We start from the raw sequence: 20,177 nt of genomic DNA, 5'->3' as shown, positions 1-20,177 counted from the left end.
TGCCTTCGGGACGACGGCCGCGGACGGCTACTTGGCGATGCGGCCGACGGCGATCTGCGCGACGCGGACCGCCGCGGCGGGGTTGAGGCGGACGCCGCGCCAGGCGAGGCGGCCGTGCGCGGGCGCCACGATGAGCGCCTGGTTCTTGGCGACGCCCTTCATGACGTCGCGGGCGAGCTTCTCGGCCGTGTAGAGGCGCGGCGACGCCTTCGCGATGTCGCCGGTGGCGTTGCCGCTCAGCTGCGTCTCCGGCAGGTCCGGGTTGACGTTGTGCAGCAGCGGGGTATCGACGAAGCTCGGGCAGACCACGCTGACCTTGACGCCGCGCCCGGCGGCCTCGGCGCGCAGGCCGAGCGACAGGCCGACGACGGCGTGCTTGGTGGCGGTGTAGGGGATGCCGATCGGCATCGGGACGAGCCCGGCGAGCGAGGCGGTGTTGACGATGTGCCCGCGGCCCTGCTCCAGCATGATCGGGTAGGCGGCGTGCACGCCGTGCACGACGCCCTTGAGGTTGATGTCGATCGCGCGGTTCCAGTGGTCGAGGGTGAGTTCCTCGGCCAGCCCGCCGATCGCGATGCCGGCGTTGTTGAACACCAGGTCGAGGGTGCCGTTCTCGGCCTTCACGCGCTTGTAGAGGTCGATGACGGCGTCGGCGTCGGTGACGTCGAGGGGGGCGGCGGACGCCTTGCCCTTGCCGAGGGTGTTCAGCTTGTCCGCGACGGCCGCGGCGCCGTCGGCGTTGATGTCGCCGACCACGACGGTGTCGCCGCGCGCCACCAGGGACGTGGCGATCGCACGGCCGATGCCGGATGCGCCTCCGGTCACGATCGCGATGCTCATTTGCGCGCTCCGCTCGATGCTCGATTCCGGCGCGGTCCGCGCCCCGGTGGTCCGGGGGAGCGGCCGTCCGCGCGCCGGTGCCGCGGGCCCGGGGTCCGAGGGGGAGTGGACCCGGCCCGCGGCGGCTAATTGGATGTTGTGTTCAATTGCGGGGATTCTACGGGGTGCGGCGGCCTCGCCGACACTCACCTCGCTACGAAACCGGGACCGCCGCCTCGTCGCGTCCCTCCACCTGGAAGTCGCGCGGGTCGAGGCGGCGGGTCCGCAGCCAGTAGGCCACGGTCGAGGCGGGCCAGGCGGCCCGGTTGACGCCGGCGCGGTCCAGGTACCAGCTGTCGCAGCCGCCGGCCACCCACACCGCGCCCTGCGACGTGCGCTGCACCCAGGCGTTGAAGCGGTCCTGCGCGGACGGCTTCACCGAGATCCGGGCGCCGCCCGCCGCGTCCAGCATCGCCAGGCACTGCAGGACGTAGCGGACCTGCGCCTCGATGATGAAGATCATCGAGTTGTGGCCGAGGCCGGAGTTCGGCCCGAGCAGCAGGAACAGGTTCGGGAAGCCCTTCACCGCGACGCCGAGGTGCGCCTCGATGCCGTCCTTCCAGGCGTCCTGGATCTTCAGCCCGTTCCGGCCGACGATGCGCGCGTTCTCGAACGCGTCGGTGACGTGGAACCCGGTGCCGAAGATGATCGCGTCGACCTCGTGCTCCCGGCCGTCGCGGGTGACGATCGAGCGCTCGCGGACCTCCGCGATCCCCTCGGTGGTCAGCTCCACGTTCGGCCGCATCAGCGCCGGGTAGTAGTCGCTCGACACCAGCGTCCGCTTGCAGCCCATCGTGTAGTCGGGGGTGAGCTTGCGGCGCAGGTCCGGGTCGGGCACCTGGCGGGCCAGGTGCCACTGCGCGATCGAACTGGCGGCCTTCAGCAGCTTCGGGTTCTTGAAGCCGAGGACGAAGCTCTCCTGCAACAGGTAGATGCCGTTGCGGTAGCCGCGCTGGAAGCCGGGGACCCGGCGGAACAGCGCCTTCTCCAGCCGGGTCACCTTGCGGTCCGGCTTCGGCATGATCCACGGCGGCGTCCGCTGGAACACCGTCAGCGATCCGGCCTTCCCGGCGATCTGCGGGACGAACTGGATCGCCGAGGCGCCCGTCCCGATCACCGCGACGCGCTTGCCGGTCAGGTCGTAGGAGTGGTCCCACTCGGCGGAGTGGAACGTCTTCCCCTCGAAGGACGCCAGGCCCGGCAGGTCCGGGACGTTCGGCTGGTGCAGCGGGCCCATGCCCGCGGCGAGCGCCCGTCCCCGGACGATCTCGCCGGGCTCGGCGCCCGCGCCCTCGATCGACAGCTGCCAGGTGTCGGTGGCGTCGTCGTACTCGGCGGCGGTGACCTCGGTGCGGAACCGGATGTGCTGCGCCAGCTCGTACTTGTCGACGATGTCCTTGATGTACCGCAGTAGTTCGCCCTGCTTGGGGAACATCCGGGACCAGTCGTTCTTCGGCTCGAACGAGTAGGAGTACAGCAGCGACATGATGTCGCAGGCGCAGCCGGGATAGGTGTTCTCCCGCCACGTGCCGCCGACCTCGTCCGCCTTCTCCAGGATGACGAAGTCGTGCACGCCGGCCTTTTTCAGCCCGATCGCCATGCCGAGGCCGGAGAAGCCCGTCCCGATGATGACGGCCTTGTACGGCCCGCCCGGCCCCGCCGCGGGCGTCACCACGGCCGCGGCGCCCGCGTCGGCGTCGGCGTCGCCCGCGCCGGGCCTGCTCGTGCCGGGCATGCTCAGGCGGCCTTGGGCGGTTCGACGGGACGCCGCGTCCCGGGCTTGTCCCAGATGCCGAACGCCTTCCAGACCCGCTTGTTCACCGGGTCGATCACGCCGAGTTCCGCCATCAGGTCGCGGATCTTGCCGACCGAGTTGGAGATCTCCGCCTGCGCGGCCGGGTTCTTGTAGGCCTGCCGGACGACGTCCTTCGGGATGTTGAAGTGCCGCACCATCGGCCCGGGCGGGGCCAGCATGATCCGCGCCATCACGCCGAGGACGATGGGGGTCGCGAAGCCGAGGATCCGGCGGCGCGCGGCGGGCATGTTCGGGATCCGGTGCTTGAGGTAGTGCCGGGCGAAGGAGATGTGCCGGGCCTCCTCCGCGATGTGGATCTTCATGATCGTCTCTTCGAGCGGGTGCTTGATGTGCCCGCCCTTGAGCGACTTGCGCTGCACGTAGTCGATCGGGTCCTCGCCGCCCAGCACGAACACGAAGAACATCTCCGTGCTGACGAGCGGGATCCACGGGGCGGCCTGCGCGATGAGGCTGAGCGACCGCGGCATGCCGCGGATCGGCATCTTCGTCCGGTTCACGAACTCCTGGAACATCATCCCGTGGTGACATTCCTCGGTCGTCTCGTGGTAGACGTACCGGAACTCCGGCCGGCCGTTCGGCAGCCGGTAGGCGTAGTTCAGCAGCCCGCGCTTGAGCAGGTTCTCGAACTGCAGGCCGATCTTCATGGCGGTGGCGACCCGCCACAGCCCGATCTGCGCCTGGATCTCCGGCGGCTGCGACCGGTACCACTCGGTCTCCCCGAGCCGGTCGAACTGCGGCAGCACCCAGCGCGGGTCGTTCTTGTCGACGACGAACTCGGGGTCGTCCCATGGGATGTCGGCGTAGGCCTCCCAGTGCTTGTCGACCGACGCCTTGTTCAGGCGGTCGACGACGCCGAGGTACGACTTCCTGTCCTTGACCTGCTCGCGGACCTCGTCGGCGAGTTCGGTGGGGGCTTTCGGCATGAGAGGCGCTCCCTCGGGGGTGGTGCGGCCTGCGGGGGCCGGGGGTGTTTCGGTTGCGTGGCTAGGAGGCGCCCGCGGCGTGGGCCGCGGGCCGGTGCGCGTCGCCGCCGTCGCCGTCCGGCGCGGTGCCGGACGCGGGCTCGGGCTCGGACGGGGGCGCGGGTGCGGACGCGGGCGTCGGGCCGCCGGGTTCCGGGACGATCAGCTGGGCGATGTCCTTGACCTGGCGGAGCACCGCGGCCTGGTGGCCGCGGAAGTCGTCGTCGAGGGCGTTCTGGATGGACAGCCCGACGAACATCGCGAACAGGCCGCGCAGCATCGTGTCGGTGAAGTCGGGCGGCAGCGTGTTCGCGGGGAACAGCTTCTCGAACGTCTCCGCGATGGTCTGCAGGACCCGCTCGTTCAGGTCGGCGCAGAGCGGGCGCAGCTCCTCGTCGGTGCGGGCCGCCACCGCCAGCTCCATCAGCGCCTTGGCGGGCCGGCCGCGGAAGACCTCCCAGAGCAGGTCGAGCGCGCCGGTGACGTTGCGCCGCTCCTTCGGCAGCACCGCGAACGCCGTCTCGTACGCCAGCCGCTGCGCCGCCAGCAGGTGCTCCAGCGCCGCCGCGACCAGGACCATCTTGGTCGGGTAGTGGTGCTGCTGCGCCCCGCGCGAGACGCCCGCGCGGCGGGCCACCTCGGTGGTGGACGTGCCCGACCAGCCGAGGTCCACCAGGCACTCCATGGTGGCCTCCAGGAGCCGGGCCTGCGTGCGCGACCGGCGTTCCTCCTGGGTGCGGCGCGTCCCGCCGCCGTGGCGCCGGCGCCGCCTGCTGCTCACTGACACGCCTCCGACGGTACGAGCCCACTTACAAGCAAGCAAGCCTGCTTGTATGTTGCCCGCATCACAATTGGACGACCCGTCTTATTGATCTAGCGGCGGGGAGGTACCGCCGCCGGGGTAGCCGGCGCGGCCCGGCTGCCGCGCCGGGGGTACGCGCGGGCGCGCGGATGCCGCCCGCGGGGTAGGCGCGGTGCCTCTCGCAGCCGGACGACGCGGCCCGTACCGGCGCCCGACGATCCCGGCATGGGAAACGCGGCAGAGGCAAGACGGACCATCAACGAGGCGGGCGCGGCCAGGGGCGGCGCCCGCACCGAACGGCTCACCAAGGTCTACGGGACCGGCGACATGGCGGTGCGCGCGCTCGACGAGGTCAGCGTGGCGCTCCCGGCCGGGCGGTTCACCGCCATCATGGGCCCCTCCGGCGCCGGCAAATCGACGCTGATGCACTGCGTGGCGGGCCTGGAGAGCGCCACGTCCGGGAAGGTCTGGGTGGGCGACCAGGAACTCGGATCCCTGCCCGACCGGCACCTGACGCGGCTGCGGCGCGAGCGCATCGGGTTCGTGTTCCAGGCGTTCAACCTGCTCCCGACGCTGACCGCGCGGGACAACATCGTCCTTCCGATGACCCTGGCCGGCACGGCCCCCGACCGGGAATGGCTCGACACCGTGGTGCGGGTCCTGCACCTGGGGCAGCGGCTCTCGCACAAGCCGTCGGAGCTGTCGGGCGGGCAGCAGCAGCGGGTGGCGCTCGCGCGCGCGCTGGTCACCCGTCCGCAGATCGTGTTCGCGGACGAACCGACCGGCAACCTCGACTCCCGTACGGGCGCCGAGGTGCTCACACTGCTGCGCGGTGCGGTGGACGACCTCGGGCAGACGGTGGCGATGGTGACCCACGATCCGGTCGCCGCCGCCCACGCGGACGCCGTCGTCTTCCTGGCGGACGGCCGCATCGTCGACGTCATGGAAGAGCCCACGGCCGACCGGGTGCTCGACCGCATGCGGGACCTGTCGTGACCAGGCTCGTCTTCAAGGAACTGTGGGGACGCAAGCGCCGCATGGCCGGCTCGCTGATAGCAGTGTTCCTCGGCGTGACGTTCCTGACCGGAACGCTCGTCCTCGGCGACACGCTCGCGTCCAGCATCGACGGGTACTTCTCCGGCGCCTACGGCAGGAGCGACGTCAGCGTCCGCAACGCCACCAAGGTGAGCGACGAGCCGTGGGGCACGCGCGGCCAGATCGACGCGTCCGTGCTGGAGCGGGTCCGCCGGGTGGACGGCGTCGCGAACGCCGAGCCCGTCGTCCAGGGATCGGGGCAGCTGCTCGCCAAGGACGGGACGACGATCCCCTCGCGCGGCCCGAGGACGGCCGGGAACTGGCTGAACGACCCGAAGCTCAACCCCTACCGGCTCGCCGCCGGACGGGCGCCGCGCGCGCCGGACGAGGTCGTCGTCAACAAGATGTTCGCCGACGAGGGCCATCTCGAGGTGGGCGACCGGACGGCCGTCCTCACCCCCGAACGCGTTGCGGTGACCGTCGTCGGCATCAGCAAGTTCGGCAGTGAGGACGCGTTCGGCGAGACGTCCTTCACCGCGTTCAGCCTCGAAGGCGCGCGGAAGTACGTCGCGAAGACGCCCGACCGCATCAGCAGCGTCGCGGTCCGCGCCGCCGGCGGGGTGAGCCAGGACGAGCTGGCCGCGCGCATCCGTCCCGTGCTGCCCGCCGGGACCGAGGCCGTCACCAACCGCGCGCAGGTCGACGAGGGCATGACCGCCGTCCAGGACGGCTTCCTCACGGTGTTCCGGACCGTGCTCGGCGCGTTCGGCGGCGTGGCGCTGCTCGTCGCGGCGTTCAGCATCCACAACACCTTCGCGATCACCATGGCGCAGCGGACCCGCGAGTCGGCGCTGCTGCGCGCGCTCGGCGCGGGCCGCCGCCAGGTCGTCACGGTCGCCGGGGCCGAGGCCCTGGTGATCGCCGCGGTCGCGACCCTGGCCGGGTTCGCCGGCGGGCTCGGCTTCGCGGCGCTGCTCCGGCTGCTGTTCACGCAGTTCCGGATCGGGATCGCGATGGAGGGGCTCACCGTCTCGGCGACCACGCTCCTGATCGCGATCCCGGCCGGACTGCTGGTGACGCTGGTCGCGGCGCTCGGACCCGCGCTGCGGGCGTCGCGGGTGCCGCCGCTCGCGGCCCTGCGCGAGGTCGCCGCGGAGCCGTCCCGCCCGTCCGACACCCGAGTGATAGTCGGAGGGGTGTTCGCCGCGGTGGCCGCCGGGACGGTCGTGCTCGGCGCCACCGGCGGGCGGGTGCCGATGGCCGCCGCGGGAGCGGTGCTGTGCCTGTTCGCGATGGTGGTCCTCGGGCCGGCCGTGGCGGGCCCGGCCGCCGCCTTCCTCGGCGCACCGGCCGCCCGGCTGCGCGGCGTGCCCGGCGCCCTGGCCCGCGGCAACGCGACGCGCAGCCCGCGCCGCACCGCCGGCGCGGCGACCGCCCTGATGATCGGCGTCGGCGTCGTCACCCTGCTCACCGTTTTCGTCGGCTCGCTGCGCGCGTCGCTGGAGGACGGCGTCGCCGGATCGTTCAAGGGCCCGCTCGTCGTGGACGGCGGGACCAACGAGACCGGCGGCTTCGACCCGCGGCTCGTCCAGGAGGCGGCCCGGCTGCCGCAGGTGCGCGCCGTCGCGGGGCTCGGCACCGGCGCCATGCGGGTCGACGGCCGCGCCGCGACCGTCGCCGTCGGCGACCCGTCCGCGCTGCGCGGCGTCCTGGACCTGGACGTCAGGCAGGGCTCGCTCGCCGGCCCCGGCACGTTCGCGGTCTCCAAGAAGATCGCCGACGACCGCGGCTGGCGCGCCGGCTCCCGCGTCGGCCTCACGTTCGCCGACGGCACCGCCCAGCAGGTCACCGTGGGCGCCGTCTACGACGCCACCGACGTGACCGGCGACTACCTCGTCCCCCGGACGGTCTGGAACGCCCACACCCGCCAGCCGCTCGACACCCGGGCGTTCGTCGACCTGCGGCCCGGCGCGTCCGTCGGGTCCGCCCGGCGCGCGCTCACCGCGCTCGCCGAGCCGTACGGCGCGCCGGAGGTCGAGACGCGCGACGCCTTCATCGCCGCGCAGACCTCCGAGATGAACGGCTTCATCGCCGTCGTCTACGGGATGCTCGCCCTCGCGATCATCGTCGCGCTGCTCGGCATCGCCAACACCCTGTCGCTGTCGGTGCACGAGCGGACCCGCGAACTCGGGCTGCTCCGCGCGGTCGGCGCGACCCGCCCGCAGATCCGGTCGATGGTCCGCTGGGAGTCGGTGATCGTCGCGGTGTTCGGCACCGCCGGCGGGCTCGGGCTCGGGGCGTTCCTCGGCTGGGGCCTCGGCGCCGCGCTCGGCAACCCGTTCGCGGCGCCGCCCGTCCAGCTGGCGGTGATCGCCCTGGTCGGCGCCGCGGCGGGCGCGCTCGCCGCGGTCCGGCCCGCGCGCCGCGCGGCCCGGCGGGCGATCCTCGCCTCGATCGCAGCCCCCTGACCAGGGCCGATCCGGCGGCCCGGCGCCCCGTCCCGCGGGCCCCCGCGGACGGGGCGCCCGGGCGGATTCCGCCCGCGCCGCGCGGATATTGTGTGTCCATGCAGGTCAACCAGTCGGGCAAGCTGACCAACGTCTGTTACGACATCCGCGGGCCGGTGCTGAAGCGCGCCAAGCAGCTGGAGGCCGAGGGGAACAACATCCTCAAGCTGCACATCGGCAACCCCGCCCCCTTCGGGTTCGAGGCGCCGCCCGAGCTCCTCCAGGACATCATCCGCAACCTGCCGGAGGCGCACGGCTACAGCGACTCCAAGGGGATCCTGTCCGCCCGCCGCGCCGTCGTGCAGCGGTTCGAGGACGACGGCGTCACCGGCCTGGACGTCGAGGACGTCTACCTCGGCAACGGCGTCTCCGAGCTGATCGTGATGACCCTGCAGGCGCTGCTGAACGACGGCGACGAGGTGCTGATCCCGGCGCCCGACTACCCGCTGTGGACGGCGTCGGTGTCACTGTGCGGCGGCACCCCCGTCCACTACCTGTGCGACGAGGCCGCCGGCTGGGCGCCGAGCCTCGACGACATCGAGGCCAAGATCGGCGACCGCACCCGGGCGCTGGTGCTGATCAACCCCAACAACCCCACCGGCGCCGTCTACCCGCGCGAGGTGCTCACCCAGATCGTCGAGATCGCCCGCCGCCGCAACCTGATCGTCTTCGCGGACGAGATCTACGACCGGATCCTCTACGACGACGCCGTGCACGTCCCGATCGCCTCGCTCGCCCCCGACCTGCTGTGCCTGACCTTCGGCGGGCTGTCCAAGAACTACCGGGTCGCCGGGTTCCGCTCCGGCTGGGTGGTGCTGTCCGGCCCGAAGGAGCACGCCGAGTCCTACATCGAGGGCCTGGACATCCTCGCCAACATGCGGCTGTGCCCGAACGTCCCCGGCCAGCACGCCATCCAGGCCGCGCTCGGCGGCTACCAGAGCATCGACGACCTCGTCCTGCCCACCGGCCGGCTCGGCGAGCAGCGCGACCGCGCCTGGAAGCTGCTCAACGACCTGCCCGGCGTCAGCTGCGTCCGGCCCGACGGCGCGCTGTACGTCTTCCCGCGGCTCGACCCCGAGATGTACCCCATCGAGGACGACATGCGCTTCGCCCTCGACCTGCTCGAACAGCAGAAGATCCTCGTCGTGCAGGGGACCGGGTTCAACTGGCCGTCCACCGACCACTTCCGCGTCGTCACCCTGCAGTACGCCGACGACCTGGAGGAGGCCGTCGGCCGCATCGGCGAGTTCCTGAGCGCCTACCGCCGCTGACGGGCCGTCACGACCCGGACGCGGCGGCGTCGAGCCGGCGCAGGGCGCCGCGCACCACGTCCGGGTCGGTCGTGGCCCAGAACGGCGGCAGCGAGTTCTTCAGGAAGCCGCCGTAGCGGGCCGTGGCCAGCCGCGGGTCGAGGACGGCGACCACGCCGCGGTCGTCCATCGAGCGCAGCAGCCGCCCCGCGCCCTGCGCCAGCAGCAGCGCGGCGTGCGTCGCGGCGACGGACATGAACCCGTTGCCGCCGCGCGCCGCGATCGCCCGCGACCGCGCCGACGACACCGGGTCGTCGGGGCGGGGGAACGGGATGCGGTCCATGATGACCAACTGCAGCGACGGGCCCGGGACGTCCACCCCCTGCCACAGCGACAGCGTCCCGAACAGGCTCGTCCGCTCGTCCTCGGCGAACTGCTTGACCAGCAGGGACGTGGAGTCCTCGCCCTGGCACAGCAGCGGATGCGACAGGTGGTCCTTCAGCTCGTCGGCGGCCTGCCGCGCGGCCCGCATCGAGGAGAACAGGCCGAGCGTCCGGCCGCCCGCCGCCTCGATCAGCTCGGTGATCTCGGTCAGGTAGGCGTCCGCGAGGCCGTCGCGCCCCGGCTGCGGCAGATGCCGGGCCACGTAGAGGATGCCGGCCTTCGGATGGTCGAACGGGGAGCCGACGTCGATCCCGGACCAGGTGATCTCCGTGTCGTCCTTGTCGTCCTTGCCGTCGGTCGCGGTCCGCGCGAGGCCCTCGGCCGCGGTACGGGCGTCCTTCGGCGCGTTCTCCCCGAGCGGCGGCAGCCCCCACTGGCGCGCCAGCGGCTCGAACGACCCGCCGAGCGTGAGCGTCGCCGAGGTGAGGACGGCCGTGCGCTGCTCGAACAGCGTCGTCCGCAGCAGGCCGCCCACGCCGATCGGCGCGACGTGCAGCGCCGGCGGACGCTTCGGGCGCCCGTCCTGGACGAACGGCTTCTCCAGCCACACCACGTCGAACCGCTGCGATATCTCGGGCTGGAACGCCTCCAGCATCCGCACGGCGGTGTCGTGCAGGTCGTCCAGGGACGACCGTGCGGCCTTGCGGGCGGCGGCGTCCCCCGGATCGGCGTCCTTCTTCTCCGGCCCGATCGCCGTGACGCAGGCGTGCAGCGCGTCCCGTACGGCGGCGAGGGTGTTGCCCAGCGCGGGGGACAGGACGTCCATACGCCCGGCGGGCAGATCCTCCAGCAGGACGCCGAGCCCCTCCGCGGACTCCTTGAGCCGGTCCGCGACACCCTCTTCGATGAGCCGCCCGCAGCGCCGCGCCGCCAGCTCCACGGCCGCCGCGCTCAGGTCGCCGGTCGCGACGGAGGTGACCCGGTCGACCAGCTCGTGCGCCTCGTCCACGATGACCACGTCGTGCTCGGGCAGGACCTGGAACTCCTCCAGCGCGTCGATCGCCAGCAGCGCGTGGTTGGTGACCACGATGTGCGCCTCGCCCGCCTCGGCGCGCGCCAGCTCGGCGAAGCACTCCGTCCCCTGCGGGCAGCGCTGCGCGCCCAGGCACTCCTTCGCGGTGACGGCCACCTGCCGCCAGGCCTGCTCGCTCACCCCGGGGACGAGCTCGTCGCGGTCCCCGGTCGTCGTCTCCTCGGCCCACTCGTTCAGCCGTTTGACCTGCCGGCCGAGCATGGACAGCTGCTGCGGGTCGAACAGCCCCGAGCCGCCCTCGTCCTCGTCGGGCGCGCCCGTCTGCACCCGGTGCAGGCACAGGTAGTTGCGCCGGCCCTTCAGGATCGCGAACTTCAGCTCCCGGCCGAGCAGCGGGTTCAGCGCCTCGGCCAGCCTCGGCAGGTCGCGGTCGACGAGCTGGCGCTGCAACGCGATCGTGGCCGTCGACACCACCACGGTCGTCTGCTTCTCGACCGCGTACCGGACCGCCGGGACCAGGTACGCCAGCGACTTGCCGGTGCCGGTCCCCGCCTGCGCGGCGACGTGCTCACCGGACGCGATGGCCTTCTCCACCGCCTGCGCCATCGTCAGCTGCCCCGGGCGCTCGGCGCCCCCGATGGCCTCGACGGCGGCGGACAGCAGGGTCGTCATGTCCGGAATCTTCGTATCGCTGCCGGTCAGCAGATCAGGGGCGGGCACGCCGCCCAACGCTACCGCCCGCGGCGGACACCCGCGCCCGGCCGCCGCGAACCGACCTGCCCGACCGGGTGGTCATTTCCGTGCCGACATGCCGGTTGACGTCCTTCGGGACGGGTCGGCCAAGATAGGGGCCGTGTCTGCTGAAAGAGAAGTCCTGACCTGGGAATTGTTCGGTACCGCCGGGCGCGAGCTCGCCCAGGAGATCGCCGCCGACGGCTACCGCCCCGACCTGATCCTTTCCATCGCCCGCGGCGGCCTCTTCGTCGCCGGATCCCTCGGCTACGCCCTGGACGTCAAGAACCTGCACGTGATGAACGTCGAGTTCTACACCGGCGTCGACCAGCGCCTCGACCTGCCGGTGATGCTCCCGCCGGTCCCGAACGCCGTCGACCTGTCCGGCGCGAGGGTCCTGGTCGCCGACGACGTCGCCGACACCGGCGCGACCCTCAAGCTCGTCCGCGACTTCTGCGCCGACCACGTCGCCGACGTCCGCTGCGCCGTCGTCTACGAGAAGCCGCACTCCACCGTGAAGTGCGAGTACGTCTGGCGGCACACCGACCGCTGGATCAACTTCCCCTGGTCGACCGAGCCTCCCGTCGTCAGCCGCCCGCAGCAGATCCTGGACGCCTGACCCGGAGTTATCCACATTTTCGGCCGGGGTTTCGCCCCGCCCGCCGCCGCTGCCAGTGTCGAAGGCATGACAGCACTGGTGATCCGCACCGCCCAAGACGCCATAGCCGCCGTCCCCTACCTGCTGGGATTCCATCCCTCCCGGAGCCTCGTGGTCATCGGGTACGACGGCCCGCAGGGGACATGCGCCATCCGGCTCGATTTACCGGCCTCCGCCTCCACCGGCGAACGCGTCGCGGGGCTGCTGTCGGGCAACGGGTTCCGCAAGGCGCTCCTGCTCGGCTACGGGCCGGCGGACGAGGTCGAGGGCTCCGCCGGCACCATGGCCGCCGCCCTCACCGCCGCCGGCCTCGCCGTGCTGGAGTCCGTCCGCATCGGCGACGGCCGCTGGTGGTCCCTCACCTGCACCGACGGCTGCTGCCCCGCCGAGGGCACTCCCTACGACATCTCCGCCAGCGTCATCGCCGCCCAGGCCACCCTCGCCGGCCACGTCGCCCTCGCCGACCGCGCCGAACTCGTCCGCTCCGTCCAGCCTGTCGACGGCCCCGCCCGCGAGTCCATGGTCCGCGCCACCGAACGGGCCGAGAGACGCTTCCTGCGCTGGGCCCGCGAACCCGCGTCCCGGTTCCGGTCCCGCACCACCGAGGAGGGCCTCGACCACGTCCCCCGCATCCTCGCCCGGGCCCGCGAAGGCACCCGCCCCACCGACGACGACGTCGCCTGGCTCGGCTTCCTGCTCACCGACCAGCGCGTCCGCGACGAGGCCTGGATCCGCATCGACGAGGACGCCCCCGCCGCCGACATCGCCTTCTGGCGCGACGTCCTCAGTCGCGTCGAACCGACCTACGTCCCGGCGCCCGCATCCCTGCTGGCCTACGCCGCCTACTCCGCCGGCGACGGCGGCCTGGCCAACGTCGCCCTCGAGCGCGCCCTCGAAGCCGACCCGGCGTACTCCATGGCCGTCCTGCTCCGCAGCGTGATCGACGCCGGGATCCCGCCGACGAAGGCCCGCATGCGCATGACCCCGCGCCAACTGGCCGCCGCCTACAACGAACCAGAACAGGAGGCCAGCTGACAACGTCCGGAACGCACGCCCACCCCCGAGCCCGCCGCCCCGCACCGCCTCCGCGAGGAACCCTTCCTGGAGGAATCTGGCACACCGGACCCGCACGCGACCGTCCACAGGACGCCCCACCCCAGCGAGCCGTCGCCTCCCCCGAGAGGCCCGGCGCTGCGCGCCGGCGCACGACCACCCCGCGAGACGACCCCGCCCCTCAGGGAGCCTCCCTCCTCCGAAGCCACGACAAGGCAAGGCACGGCACGGCGGGCCCACACGACCGTCCGCAGGACGGCGCGCCCTCAGGAGCGCGCGCCGCCTCCAAGGAAAGACGCGACGAGCCGGGCCCGCGCGACCACCGTCCACGGGATGATTCGTCCCTCCAGACGCCCTCACCCGGGAGGCCTGGCTCGACGAGTCCCCACGCGACCGTCACAGGACGGCCCCGCCCCCTCAGGAGGCCGCTGCCTCCCCGGAGAGACCTGACACGAAGAATCTCCCGCCACGACCGCGACCCGTCCCGTCCTGCCCCTCAGGAGGCTGCCGCCTTCTTGGAGGGGCGCGGCGCGCCGGGCCCGCGCGACCGCCCGCGGGGCGGCTCGCTCCTCAGGGACTGTCGCTCCTGAGGGGCGCGCCGGGACAGGCGCGGGCGGTCGTTAGCGGGGCGGGTTGCCTCTCAGGGGTGTCGCTCCTGAGAGGCGGGCCTGGACGGGTGCGGGCGGTCGTTGGCGGGGCGGCACGCCTCTCAGGAGGTGCCTCTCCTGAGATGTGCCGGGACGGGCGCGGGCGGTGGTTGGCGGGGCGGGTTGGCTCTCGGGGGCTTGTTGGCTCTCGGGGGGTTGGCCTGCTGGGGAGGGCCATTTGGACGTGCGTGGACGTGCGTGGACGTGCGGACGTGCGTGGCGTGGACGTGCGGACGTGCGGACGTGCGTGGCGTGGACGTGCGTGACGTGGACGTGCGCGGCATGGCGTGGACAGGCTGGGCGTTTCGTCGCGCCCGGCTTCTCCGGGGAGGCAGCGGCCTTTGGGCTCCAGGTCGTCCGTGCGCGGACGGGGCGATGGGGCAGTGGCCCGTGGCGGGCGCTGTGCTCGGAGGCCATCGCCTAGAGTCCTAGGTCTGTTAGGCAGAGGTCGACCTTCGCGGGCGACCGGAGGGACGGCAGATGGCACGCGCGGGGCTGACCGCCGGGCGCCTCACGCGGGCGGCGGCGGACATGGCCGACGAGATCGGCTTCGAGAAGGTGACGGTCTCCGCGCTCGCGCGCAGATTCGGCGTCAAGGACGCGAGCCTGTACTCCCACGTCAAGAACCTGCAGGACCTCAGAGCCAGGGTGGCGCTGCTGGCCCTGGAGGAACTCGCGGACGAGGCCGCGGCCGCGCTCGCGGGCCGCGCGGGCAAGGAGGCGCTGGTAGCCTTCGCGAGCGCCTACCGCACGTACGCGAAGGAGCATCCGGGAAGGTACACGGCGGCGCGTCTCCGGCTCGACCCGGAGACGGCGGCCGCCAGCGCTGCGGGCCGGCACTCGGAGATGATGCGCGCGATCCTGCGCGGCTACGACCTGCCCGAGCCGGACCAGACGGATGCGGTACGCCTGCTGGGCAGCGTCTTCCACGGCTACGTGAGCTTGGAGGAGGCGGGCGGGTTCGACCATTCCCGCGCGGCCCGCGACGTGGACTCCTCCTGGCACCGCGCCCTCGACGCCCTCGACGCCGTCCTCAAGAACTGGCCGCCCGCCACCTGATCCCGTACCCCTCGCATCCTCCCCACGCCCGTTCACCCCACCTCCGCTCGCCGCCGCCACGCCGCCACGCCGCCGCCGGTCCGTGTCGCCGGTCCGTGTGGTGGATCGGCGCGGCTGGTTCGCGCCGCGTGTTCGTGCGGTGGGATCGCGCCGCGTGTTCGTGCGGTGGGATGGGGTGGCGCGCGGCCGGGGGTGCGTGGTGGGTTTGCCTGGCCAGTTTGCGGGGGTGGGGTCAGGAGGAGACGGCTTGGCCGGGGGCGCCGGGGTCTATGCGGCGGTCGCGGTTGCGCTCGTTCCAGGCGCGCATGCGCGGCGGGTAGCCGACGATCTGGACGTCGTAGGCGGGGACGCCGAGGTCGCGGGCGACCTTGCCGATGACCTTGGGGGAGCCGACGCGGCGGCGGGTCCACTCGCCGTCGTGGGCGACCGCGACCGCGGTGGTGTCGGTGGCGAACGTCTCCGGCTCGACGTAGAACTCGACCCCGCGGCGGTCGCGGGCGAAGGAGATCAGCGCCTCGATGTCGGCGTCCGTCGCCTCGCGGTCGAGCTTGGCCACCGTGGAGCCGCGGTGCCTGCGGATGCCGAATCGGTCCCGGAACCTCATCGCCTGTCCTGTCGTCGGTACGGGTCCCGGAGCGGGGGGTTTCGGGACCGGTCGGGTGTCTGCGGACAACGAACTTCCGGCATCACCGGGTTCCCGACACAGCGGCGGCGTCCCCGGCGAGCCGGGCACAGCACCCTAGACTGGCCGGGCCTGGGAGATCAACAGCGGGGGGTGTTGATGGACGGGCCGAACGTGGTCAGGCGGGCGGCCGCCGTCGTGCTCGCGGCCACCGTGTGCGGCGCGTTGAGCACGCTGGGCCCGGACCCGCAGCGGGTCGGGCTCACTGCGGCGTCCGCTCCGGCGTCCGTGCCGAAGAACCGCGGCGGTCCCGCTGGAAGCCAGCATGGCGGCGCGGGCAGCGCGGGCGTTGCGGGCGGTGAGGACGGTGGTGCCGGTCAAGGTGGTGCCGGCGGCGGCCAGGGCGGTGCCGGCGGGCACGGTGGTGCGGGCAGCGGGCAGGGTGGTGGCGCGGGGGCCGGGCAAGGGGGCGCGGGCGGCGGGCAGGGCGGTGCGGCCGGTGCCGGTGGTGGGGTGCCGGGGGCCGCGTCGGCTGGTGGGGTGGGGCGGGTGGACTGCCTGCGGGTGAAGTGTGTGGCGCTGACCTTCGATGACGGGCCCGCGGAGAGTACCGGGCGGCTGCTGGAGATCCTCGCCGCGCACCATGTGCGGGCGACGTTCTTCATCGTGGGGGCGCAGGCGGCCAAGTACCCCGATCTGGTGCGGCGCGAGACCGCGGCGGGGCACCAGGTCGCCGACCACAGCTACACCCACGCCGACCTCGGCAGGGCGTCCACGAAGAAGATCATGTCGGAGCTGACCAGGACGCAGGAGGCGATCCGGCGGGCGTCCGGGGTGACGCCGGTCATGCTCCGGCCGCCCTACGGGTCGGTGTCGAAGCGGCTGACCGCCATCACGGAGCGGATGGGGCTGGCGCAGGTGCTGTGGACGGTCGACCCGCTCGACTGGGAGCACCGGGACACCGCGTACGTCGAGCGGCGGGTGCTCAGGGCGGTGCGGCCCGGCTACATCGTGCTGATGCACGACATCCATCCGACGACGGTGGAGGCCGTCCCGGCGATCATCGAGAAGCTGGCGGCGAAGGGCTACGCGTTCGTGACGGTGCCGGAGCTGTTCGGCGGGTCGCTCACCCCCGGGAAGGAGTACGTCCAGCTGAAGTCAGGGGAGCGTCAGGGTCTTCCCTGATGGTGCGGACCGGGCGCCGCGCCGACCATGAGATGTATGGACAGTGGTTACGCGGCGGGGGCTCTGCGGGTGTCGGACGCCGAGCGGGACGAGGTCGTCGGGCGGCTCCAGGAGGCGTACGCCGAGGGCAGGCTCGACCACGACGAGTTCGACATGCGCGCGCATCTCGCGATGACGTCGAAGACGCGCGACGACCTCGCGGCGGTCACCCGGGACCTGGCGCCGGTGCGCGGGCACGCCGGGAGCGCTCTGGAGCTCGCGGAGCCGACGGGCGAGGACCGGATGCTGGCCGCGGCGGCGCACGCGGTCGCGGTGCCGACGCTGTTCGTCGGGCCGCTGGTGCTGATGCTGGTGAGCGGCAAGCGGTCGGAGTACATCAGGCGGCAGGCGAGGGAGGCGGTGAACCTCCAGGTCACCCTGCTGCTGATCACGATCGTCACGTTCGGGGTCGGCGGGGCGCTGTACGCGGTGACGTGGATCCTGTCGTTCGTCGCGGCGGTGTTCGCGCTCTCCGGGCGCGGCTTCCGCTACCCGTGGATCCTGCGCCTGGTGAAGTAGCCGTCGCGGCGAGGCGGCGGCAGCGGACGGCGCGGCGGGGGTTTGTCGGCCCGGACGGCAGGGGAGAAGTGAACGTTGGCCGCCGCCGGCGGCCGCGTCCCGAGGAGCCGGACCGCAGATGATCATCGACGTGCCTTTATTCCCCTCTCTACCTGTGATGACCCTAACGTCCGGGTTATGTGGACGGTACATGGGATCATGGATTAACTATGCAAGGGAGGGGTAGATGACGGAGCTTGCGCTCAATGGCGATCACCAGCGGGCGGTGGAGGCGCTCAGGCGGTCGTACGAGGCGATCCCGGCCGGCACGCCGGTGCGGCTGGCGAAGAAGACCTCGAACCTGTTCCGCTGGCGCGACCCCTCGGCGGCCCCCGGGCTGGACGTGTCCGGCTTCGACCGGGTGCTGAGCGTCGACGCGGACGAGCGGACCGCACAGGTCCAGGGCATGACCACCTACGAGGACCTGGTCGACGCGACGCTGCCGCACGGGCTGATGCCGACGGTCGTCCCCCAGTTGAAGACGATCACGCTGGGCGGGGCGGTGACCGGGCTCGGCATCGAGTCGACCTCGTTCCGCGACGGCCTCCCGCACGAGGGCGTGCTGGAGATGGAGGTGCTCACCGGCGACGGGCGCATCGTCACCGCGACGCGCGACAACGAGCACTCCGACCTGTTCTACGGCTTCCCGAACTCCTACGGGACGCTCGGCTACTCGCTGCGGCTGAAGATCGAGCTGCGGCCGGTGCGGCCGTACGTCCGGCTGCGGCACCTGCGGTTCGGCGACGCGACGGAGCTCGCGAAGGCGATGGGCGAGATCACCGAGTCCGGGGAGTTCGAGGGCGAGGCCGTCGACTTCCTGGACGGGACGGTGTTCAGCGCGGGCGAGCAGTACATCACGCTCGGCTTCTTCGCCGACGACGCGCCCTACACCTCCGACTACACGGGCCAGGGGATCTACTACCGGTCGATCCAGGAGCGCTCGGTCGACTTCCTGACGGTGCGCGACTACATCTGGCGCTGGGACACCGACTGGTTCTGGTGCTCGGGCGCGTTCGGCGTGCAGAACCCGACCGTGCGGCGGCTGTGGCCGGACAAGTACAAGCGCTCCGACGTGTACCGCAAGATGGTCGCCTACGACCGCCGGTACCAGATCATCGCGCGTGTGGAGCGGTGGCGCGGGCTGCGTCCGCGCGAGGACGTCATCCAGGACATCGAGGTGCCGGTCGAGCGGCTGCCGGAGTTCCTGGAGTTCTTCCACGGCAAGGTGGGGATGAGCCCGATCTGGCTGTGCCCGCTGCGCGCGAGGGAGCGGTGGCCGCTGTACCCGCTGGAGGTCGGCCGCCCGTACGTCAACGTCGGGTTCTGGGGGACGGTCCGGCTGCCTCCCGGGCAGATCCCCGAGTACCACAACCGGCTGATCGAGCGCGAGGTCGCGAAGCTTGACGGCCACAAGTCGCTGTACTCGACCGCTTTTTACGGCAGGGACGAGTTCTGGCGGTACTACGACGGGGAGACCTACCGGCGGCTCAAGGGGGAGTACGACCCCGGCGAGCGGCTGCTGGACCTCTACGACAAGTGCGTGCGCGGACGCTGACCGGCGTCCGCGGATTCGGGGGTGGGGCCCCGGAAGGGCCGGTGGTCGACCATCGTCGTCCCGTCCGGGGCGAAGAGACAGGAGGAACAAGATGACGCTGGCCAGGGTCTTCGAGCAGCTCGCCGGGGCTGAGGCGCCAGTGGAGTTCACGGCGTACGACGGTTCGAAGGCGGGCGTGCCGGGCGCGCCCATCCGGTTCGACGTTCGCTCGCCCTACGCGGTGTCCTATCTGGTGAATTCGCCGGGGGCGCTGGGCCTGGCACGCGCGTACGTGACCGGCATGATCGACGTCAACGGCGACATGATCGAGGCGCTGACGACGATGCAGCAGGTGCTCAGCGACGTGACGCCGCGGGACAAGGCGCGGATCGTCGCCGGTGTGCTGCGGGACCCGCTGCTGCGCGCGGCCATGTCGCGGCGGCTGGACCCGCCGCCGCAGGAGGCTCCGTTCAGCCGCATCCCGTCGTGGCTGCGGCACTCCAAGCGGCGGGACGCGAAGGCGATCTCGCACCACTACGACGTGTCCAACACCTTCTACGAGTGGGTGCTGGGCCCGTCGATGGCCTACACGTGCGCGTGCTACCCCGAGGAGCACTCGACGCTGGAGGAGGCGCAGTTCCACAAGCACGACCTGGTCGCCAAGAAGATCGGGTTGCAGCCGGGGATGCGGCTGCTGGACGTGGGCTGCGGCTGGGGCGGCATGGTCATGCACGCCGCGAAGGAGTACGGCGTGAAGGCGCTCGGCGTGACGCTGTCGAAGCAGCAGGCCGAGTGGGCGCAGAAGGCGATCGCGGACCGGGGCCTGTCGGATCTCGCGGAGGTCCGGCACATGGACTACCGGGATGTGACGGAGACGGGCTTCGACGCGGTGAGCTCGATCGGGCTGACCGAGCACATCGGCAAGAAGAACCTGCCGTCGTACTTCTCGTTCCTGCACGGGAAGCTGAAGCGCGGCGGGCGGATGCTGAACCACACCATCACCCGCCCGAACAACCTGGCGCCTCCGCGCAAGGAGAACGGGTTCATCAACCGGTACGTGTTCCCGGACGGTGAGCTGGAGGGGCCCGGTTACGTCCAGCAGCAGATGAACGACGCGGGCTTCGAGATCCGGCACCAGGAGAACCTGCGCGAGCACTACGCGCGGACGCTCACCGCGTGGTGCCGGAACCTGGACGAGCACTGGGACGAGGCCGTCGCCGAGGTCGGCGAGGGCACGGCCCGGGTGTGGCGCGTCTACATGGCGGGCTGCGTGCTCGGCTTCGACCAGAACTGGATCCAGCTGCACCAGACGCTGGGCGTGAAGCTCGACGAGGACGGCGGCAGCCGCATGCCGCTGCGTCCCGACTGGGGCGTGTGACCGCGCGAGCGCTCCCGCGAGTGGACGGCGGCGGGCCGGCCGGG

At 72.3% G+C, this 20,177-nt stretch carries 16 protein-coding genes; 10 read left to right on the top strand and 6 right to left on the bottom strand.

Annotated elements, in window-relative coordinates; translation table 11 throughout:
- Nucleotides 1–27: 27 nt before the first annotated feature.
- The 4 genes from ACA514_RS47605 to ACA514_RS47590 form a co-directional block, all read right to left on the bottom strand.
- Nucleotides 28–840 carry an SDR family NAD(P)-dependent oxidoreductase gene (locus ACA514_RS47605; protein ID WP_375048162.1) on the bottom strand — a complete coding sequence of 271 codons (813 nt, stop codon included), beginning with the start codon at nt 838–840 and terminating at the stop codon, nt 28–30.
- A gap of 193 nt (nt 841–1,033) precedes the next feature.
- The gene (locus ACA514_RS47600; protein WP_375048161.1) at nt 1,034–2,614 is read right to left on the bottom strand and encodes a flavin-containing monooxygenase; all 1,581 of its coding nucleotides are present in this window, start codon (nt 2,612–2,614) and stop codon (nt 1,034–1,036) included.
- A gap of 2 nt (nt 2,615–2,616) precedes the next feature.
- Nucleotides 2,617–3,618 carry a diiron oxygenase gene (locus tag ACA514_RS47595; RefSeq protein WP_375048160.1) on the bottom strand — a complete coding sequence of 334 codons (1,002 nt, stop codon included), beginning with the start codon at nt 3,616–3,618 and terminating at the stop codon, nt 2,617–2,619.
- A 61-nt stretch (nt 3,619–3,679) separates the two neighbouring features.
- On the bottom strand, nt 3,680–4,444 hold the full coding sequence (locus ACA514_RS47590) for a TetR/AcrR family transcriptional regulator (protein ID WP_375048159.1): 765 nt from the start codon (nt 4,442–4,444) through the stop codon (nt 3,680–3,682).
- Nucleotides 4,445–4,684: 240 nt separating this feature from the next.
- On the opposite strand from ACA514_RS47590, the gene ACA514_RS47585 reads away from it, so the two are divergent.
- The 3 genes from ACA514_RS47585 to ACA514_RS47575 all read left to right on the top strand — a co-directional run bounded on the left by ACA514_RS47585 (nt 4,685) and on the right by ACA514_RS47575 (nt 9,272).
- Nucleotides 4,685–5,455, top strand: a complete 771-nt coding sequence (locus tag ACA514_RS47585; protein ID WP_375048158.1) for an ABC transporter ATP-binding protein — start codon at nt 4,685–4,687, stop codon at nt 5,453–5,455.
- Nucleotides 5,452–7,962, top strand: coding sequence for an ABC transporter permease (locus ACA514_RS47580; RefSeq protein WP_375048157.1), 2,511 nt, complete (start codon nt 5,452–5,454; stop codon nt 7,960–7,962). The genes ACA514_RS47585 and ACA514_RS47580 overlap by 4 nt, the downstream gene beginning before the upstream one ends.
- 98 nt (nt 7,963–8,060) lie before the next feature.
- The gene (locus tag ACA514_RS47575) at nt 8,061–9,272 is read left to right on the top strand and encodes a pyridoxal phosphate-dependent aminotransferase (RefSeq protein ID WP_375048156.1); all 1,212 of its coding nucleotides are present in this window, start codon (nt 8,061–8,063) and stop codon (nt 9,270–9,272) included.
- A gap of 7 nt (nt 9,273–9,279) precedes the next feature.
- Here the strand turns inward: ACA514_RS47575 and ACA514_RS47570 are convergent, their stop codons facing one another.
- Entirely contained in the window at nt 9,280–11,340 is a 2,061-nt protein-coding gene (locus ACA514_RS47570; RefSeq protein ID WP_375048170.1) for an ATP-dependent DNA helicase, read from the bottom strand.
- 181 nt (nt 11,341–11,521) lie between these two features.
- On the opposite strand from ACA514_RS47570, the gene ACA514_RS47565 reads away from it, so the two are divergent.
- From ACA514_RS47565 to ACA514_RS47555, 3 genes are all read left to right on the top strand, one after another.
- A complete protein-coding gene (locus ACA514_RS47565; RefSeq protein WP_375048155.1) occupies nt 11,522–12,019 on the top strand; it encodes a phosphoribosyltransferase in 498 nt (165 codons plus the stop codon).
- A gap of 66 nt (nt 12,020–12,085) precedes the next feature.
- Nucleotides 12,086–13,093: a DUF4192 domain-containing protein gene (locus ACA514_RS47560; RefSeq protein ID WP_375048154.1), complete on the top strand. Its 1,008-nt coding sequence runs from the start codon at nt 12,086–12,088 to the stop codon at nt 13,091–13,093.
- Between the two features lie 1,145 nt (nt 13,094–14,238).
- Nucleotides 14,239–14,817 carry a TetR/AcrR family transcriptional regulator gene (locus ACA514_RS47555; protein WP_375048153.1) on the top strand — a complete coding sequence of 193 codons (579 nt, stop codon included), beginning with the start codon at nt 14,239–14,241 and terminating at the stop codon, nt 14,815–14,817.
- Between the two features lie 232 nt (nt 14,818–15,049).
- Here the strand turns inward: ACA514_RS47555 and ACA514_RS47550 are convergent, their stop codons facing one another.
- The gene (locus tag ACA514_RS47550; protein WP_375048152.1) at nt 15,050–15,421 is read right to left on the bottom strand and encodes a hypothetical protein; all 372 of its coding nucleotides are present in this window, start codon (nt 15,419–15,421) and stop codon (nt 15,050–15,052) included.
- 177 nt (nt 15,422–15,598) lie between these two features.
- On the opposite strand from ACA514_RS47550, the gene ACA514_RS47545 reads away from it, so the two are divergent.
- The 4 genes from ACA514_RS47545 to ACA514_RS47530 all read left to right on the top strand — a co-directional run bounded on the left by ACA514_RS47545 (nt 15,599) and on the right by ACA514_RS47530 (nt 20,133).
- Nucleotides 15,599–16,624 (top strand): polysaccharide deacetylase family protein, encoded by a 1,026-nt coding sequence (locus ACA514_RS47545; RefSeq protein ID WP_375048151.1) that lies wholly within the window; start codon nt 15,599–15,601, stop codon nt 16,622–16,624.
- 36 nt (nt 16,625–16,660) lie between these two features.
- Nucleotides 16,661–17,182, top strand: coding sequence for a DUF1707 and DUF4870 domain-containing protein (locus tag ACA514_RS47540; protein ID WP_375048150.1), 522 nt, complete (start codon nt 16,661–16,663; stop codon nt 17,180–17,182).
- A 226-nt stretch (nt 17,183–17,408) separates the two neighbouring features.
- The gene (locus ACA514_RS47535) at nt 17,409–18,776 is read left to right on the top strand and encodes an FAD-binding oxidoreductase (RefSeq protein ID WP_375048148.1); all 1,368 of its coding nucleotides are present in this window, start codon (nt 17,409–17,411) and stop codon (nt 18,774–18,776) included.
- Between the two features lie 91 nt (nt 18,777–18,867).
- Nucleotides 18,868–20,133: a class I SAM-dependent methyltransferase gene (locus ACA514_RS47530; RefSeq protein ID WP_375048147.1), complete on the top strand. Its 1,266-nt coding sequence runs from the start codon at nt 18,868–18,870 to the stop codon at nt 20,131–20,133.
- Nucleotides 20,134–20,177 lie beyond the last annotated feature (44 nt).

The sequence above is a fragment of the Actinomadura sp. NTSP31 genome, assembly GCF_041951385.1.
Lineage (GTDB): Bacteria > Actinomycetota > Actinomycetes > Streptosporangiales > Streptosporangiaceae > Spirillospora > Spirillospora napierensis.
Note: the sequence above shows the minus strand (reverse complement) of the source record. Positions and strands in the feature narration are given on the sequence as shown.

What these genes read in the sequence shown, in the direction of transcription:
- ACA514_RS47605 (WP_375048162.1), bottom strand. Translation starts at nt 840, where the DNA reads ATGAGCATCGCGATCGTGACCGGAGGCGCATCCGGCATCGGCCGTGCG.
- ACA514_RS47600 (WP_375048161.1), bottom strand. Translation starts at nt 2,614, where the DNA reads ATGCCCGGCACGAGCAGGCCCGGCGCGGGCGACGCCGACGCCGACGCG.
- ACA514_RS47595 (WP_375048160.1), bottom strand. Translation starts at nt 3,618, where the DNA reads ATGCCGAAAGCCCCCACCGAACTCGCCGACGAGGTCCGCGAGCAGGTC.
- ACA514_RS47585 (WP_375048158.1), top strand. Translation starts at nt 4,685, where the DNA reads ATGGGAAACGCGGCAGAGGCAAGACGGACCATCAACGAGGCGGGCGCG.
- ACA514_RS47575 (WP_375048156.1), top strand. Translation starts at nt 8,061, where the DNA reads ATGCAGGTCAACCAGTCGGGCAAGCTGACCAACGTCTGTTACGACATC.
- ACA514_RS47570 (WP_375048170.1), bottom strand. Translation starts at nt 11,340, where the DNA reads ATGACGACCCTGCTGTCCGCCGCCGTCGAGGCCATCGGGGGCGCCGAG.
- ACA514_RS47560 (WP_375048154.1), top strand. Translation starts at nt 12,086, where the DNA reads ATGACAGCACTGGTGATCCGCACCGCCCAAGACGCCATAGCCGCCGTC.
- ACA514_RS47555 (WP_375048153.1), top strand. Translation starts at nt 14,239, where the DNA reads ATGGCACGCGCGGGGCTGACCGCCGGGCGCCTCACGCGGGCGGCGGCG.
- ACA514_RS47550 (WP_375048152.1), bottom strand. Translation starts at nt 15,421, where the DNA reads ATGAGGTTCCGGGACCGATTCGGCATCCGCAGGCACCGCGGCTCCACG.
- ACA514_RS47545 (WP_375048151.1), top strand. Translation starts at nt 15,599, where the DNA reads ATGGACGGGCCGAACGTGGTCAGGCGGGCGGCCGCCGTCGTGCTCGCG.
- ACA514_RS47540 (WP_375048150.1), top strand. Translation starts at nt 16,661, where the DNA reads ATGGACAGTGGTTACGCGGCGGGGGCTCTGCGGGTGTCGGACGCCGAG.
- ACA514_RS47535 (WP_375048148.1), top strand. Translation starts at nt 17,409, where the DNA reads ATGACGGAGCTTGCGCTCAATGGCGATCACCAGCGGGCGGTGGAGGCG.
- ACA514_RS47530 (WP_375048147.1), top strand. Translation starts at nt 18,868, where the DNA reads ATGACGCTGGCCAGGGTCTTCGAGCAGCTCGCCGGGGCTGAGGCGCCA.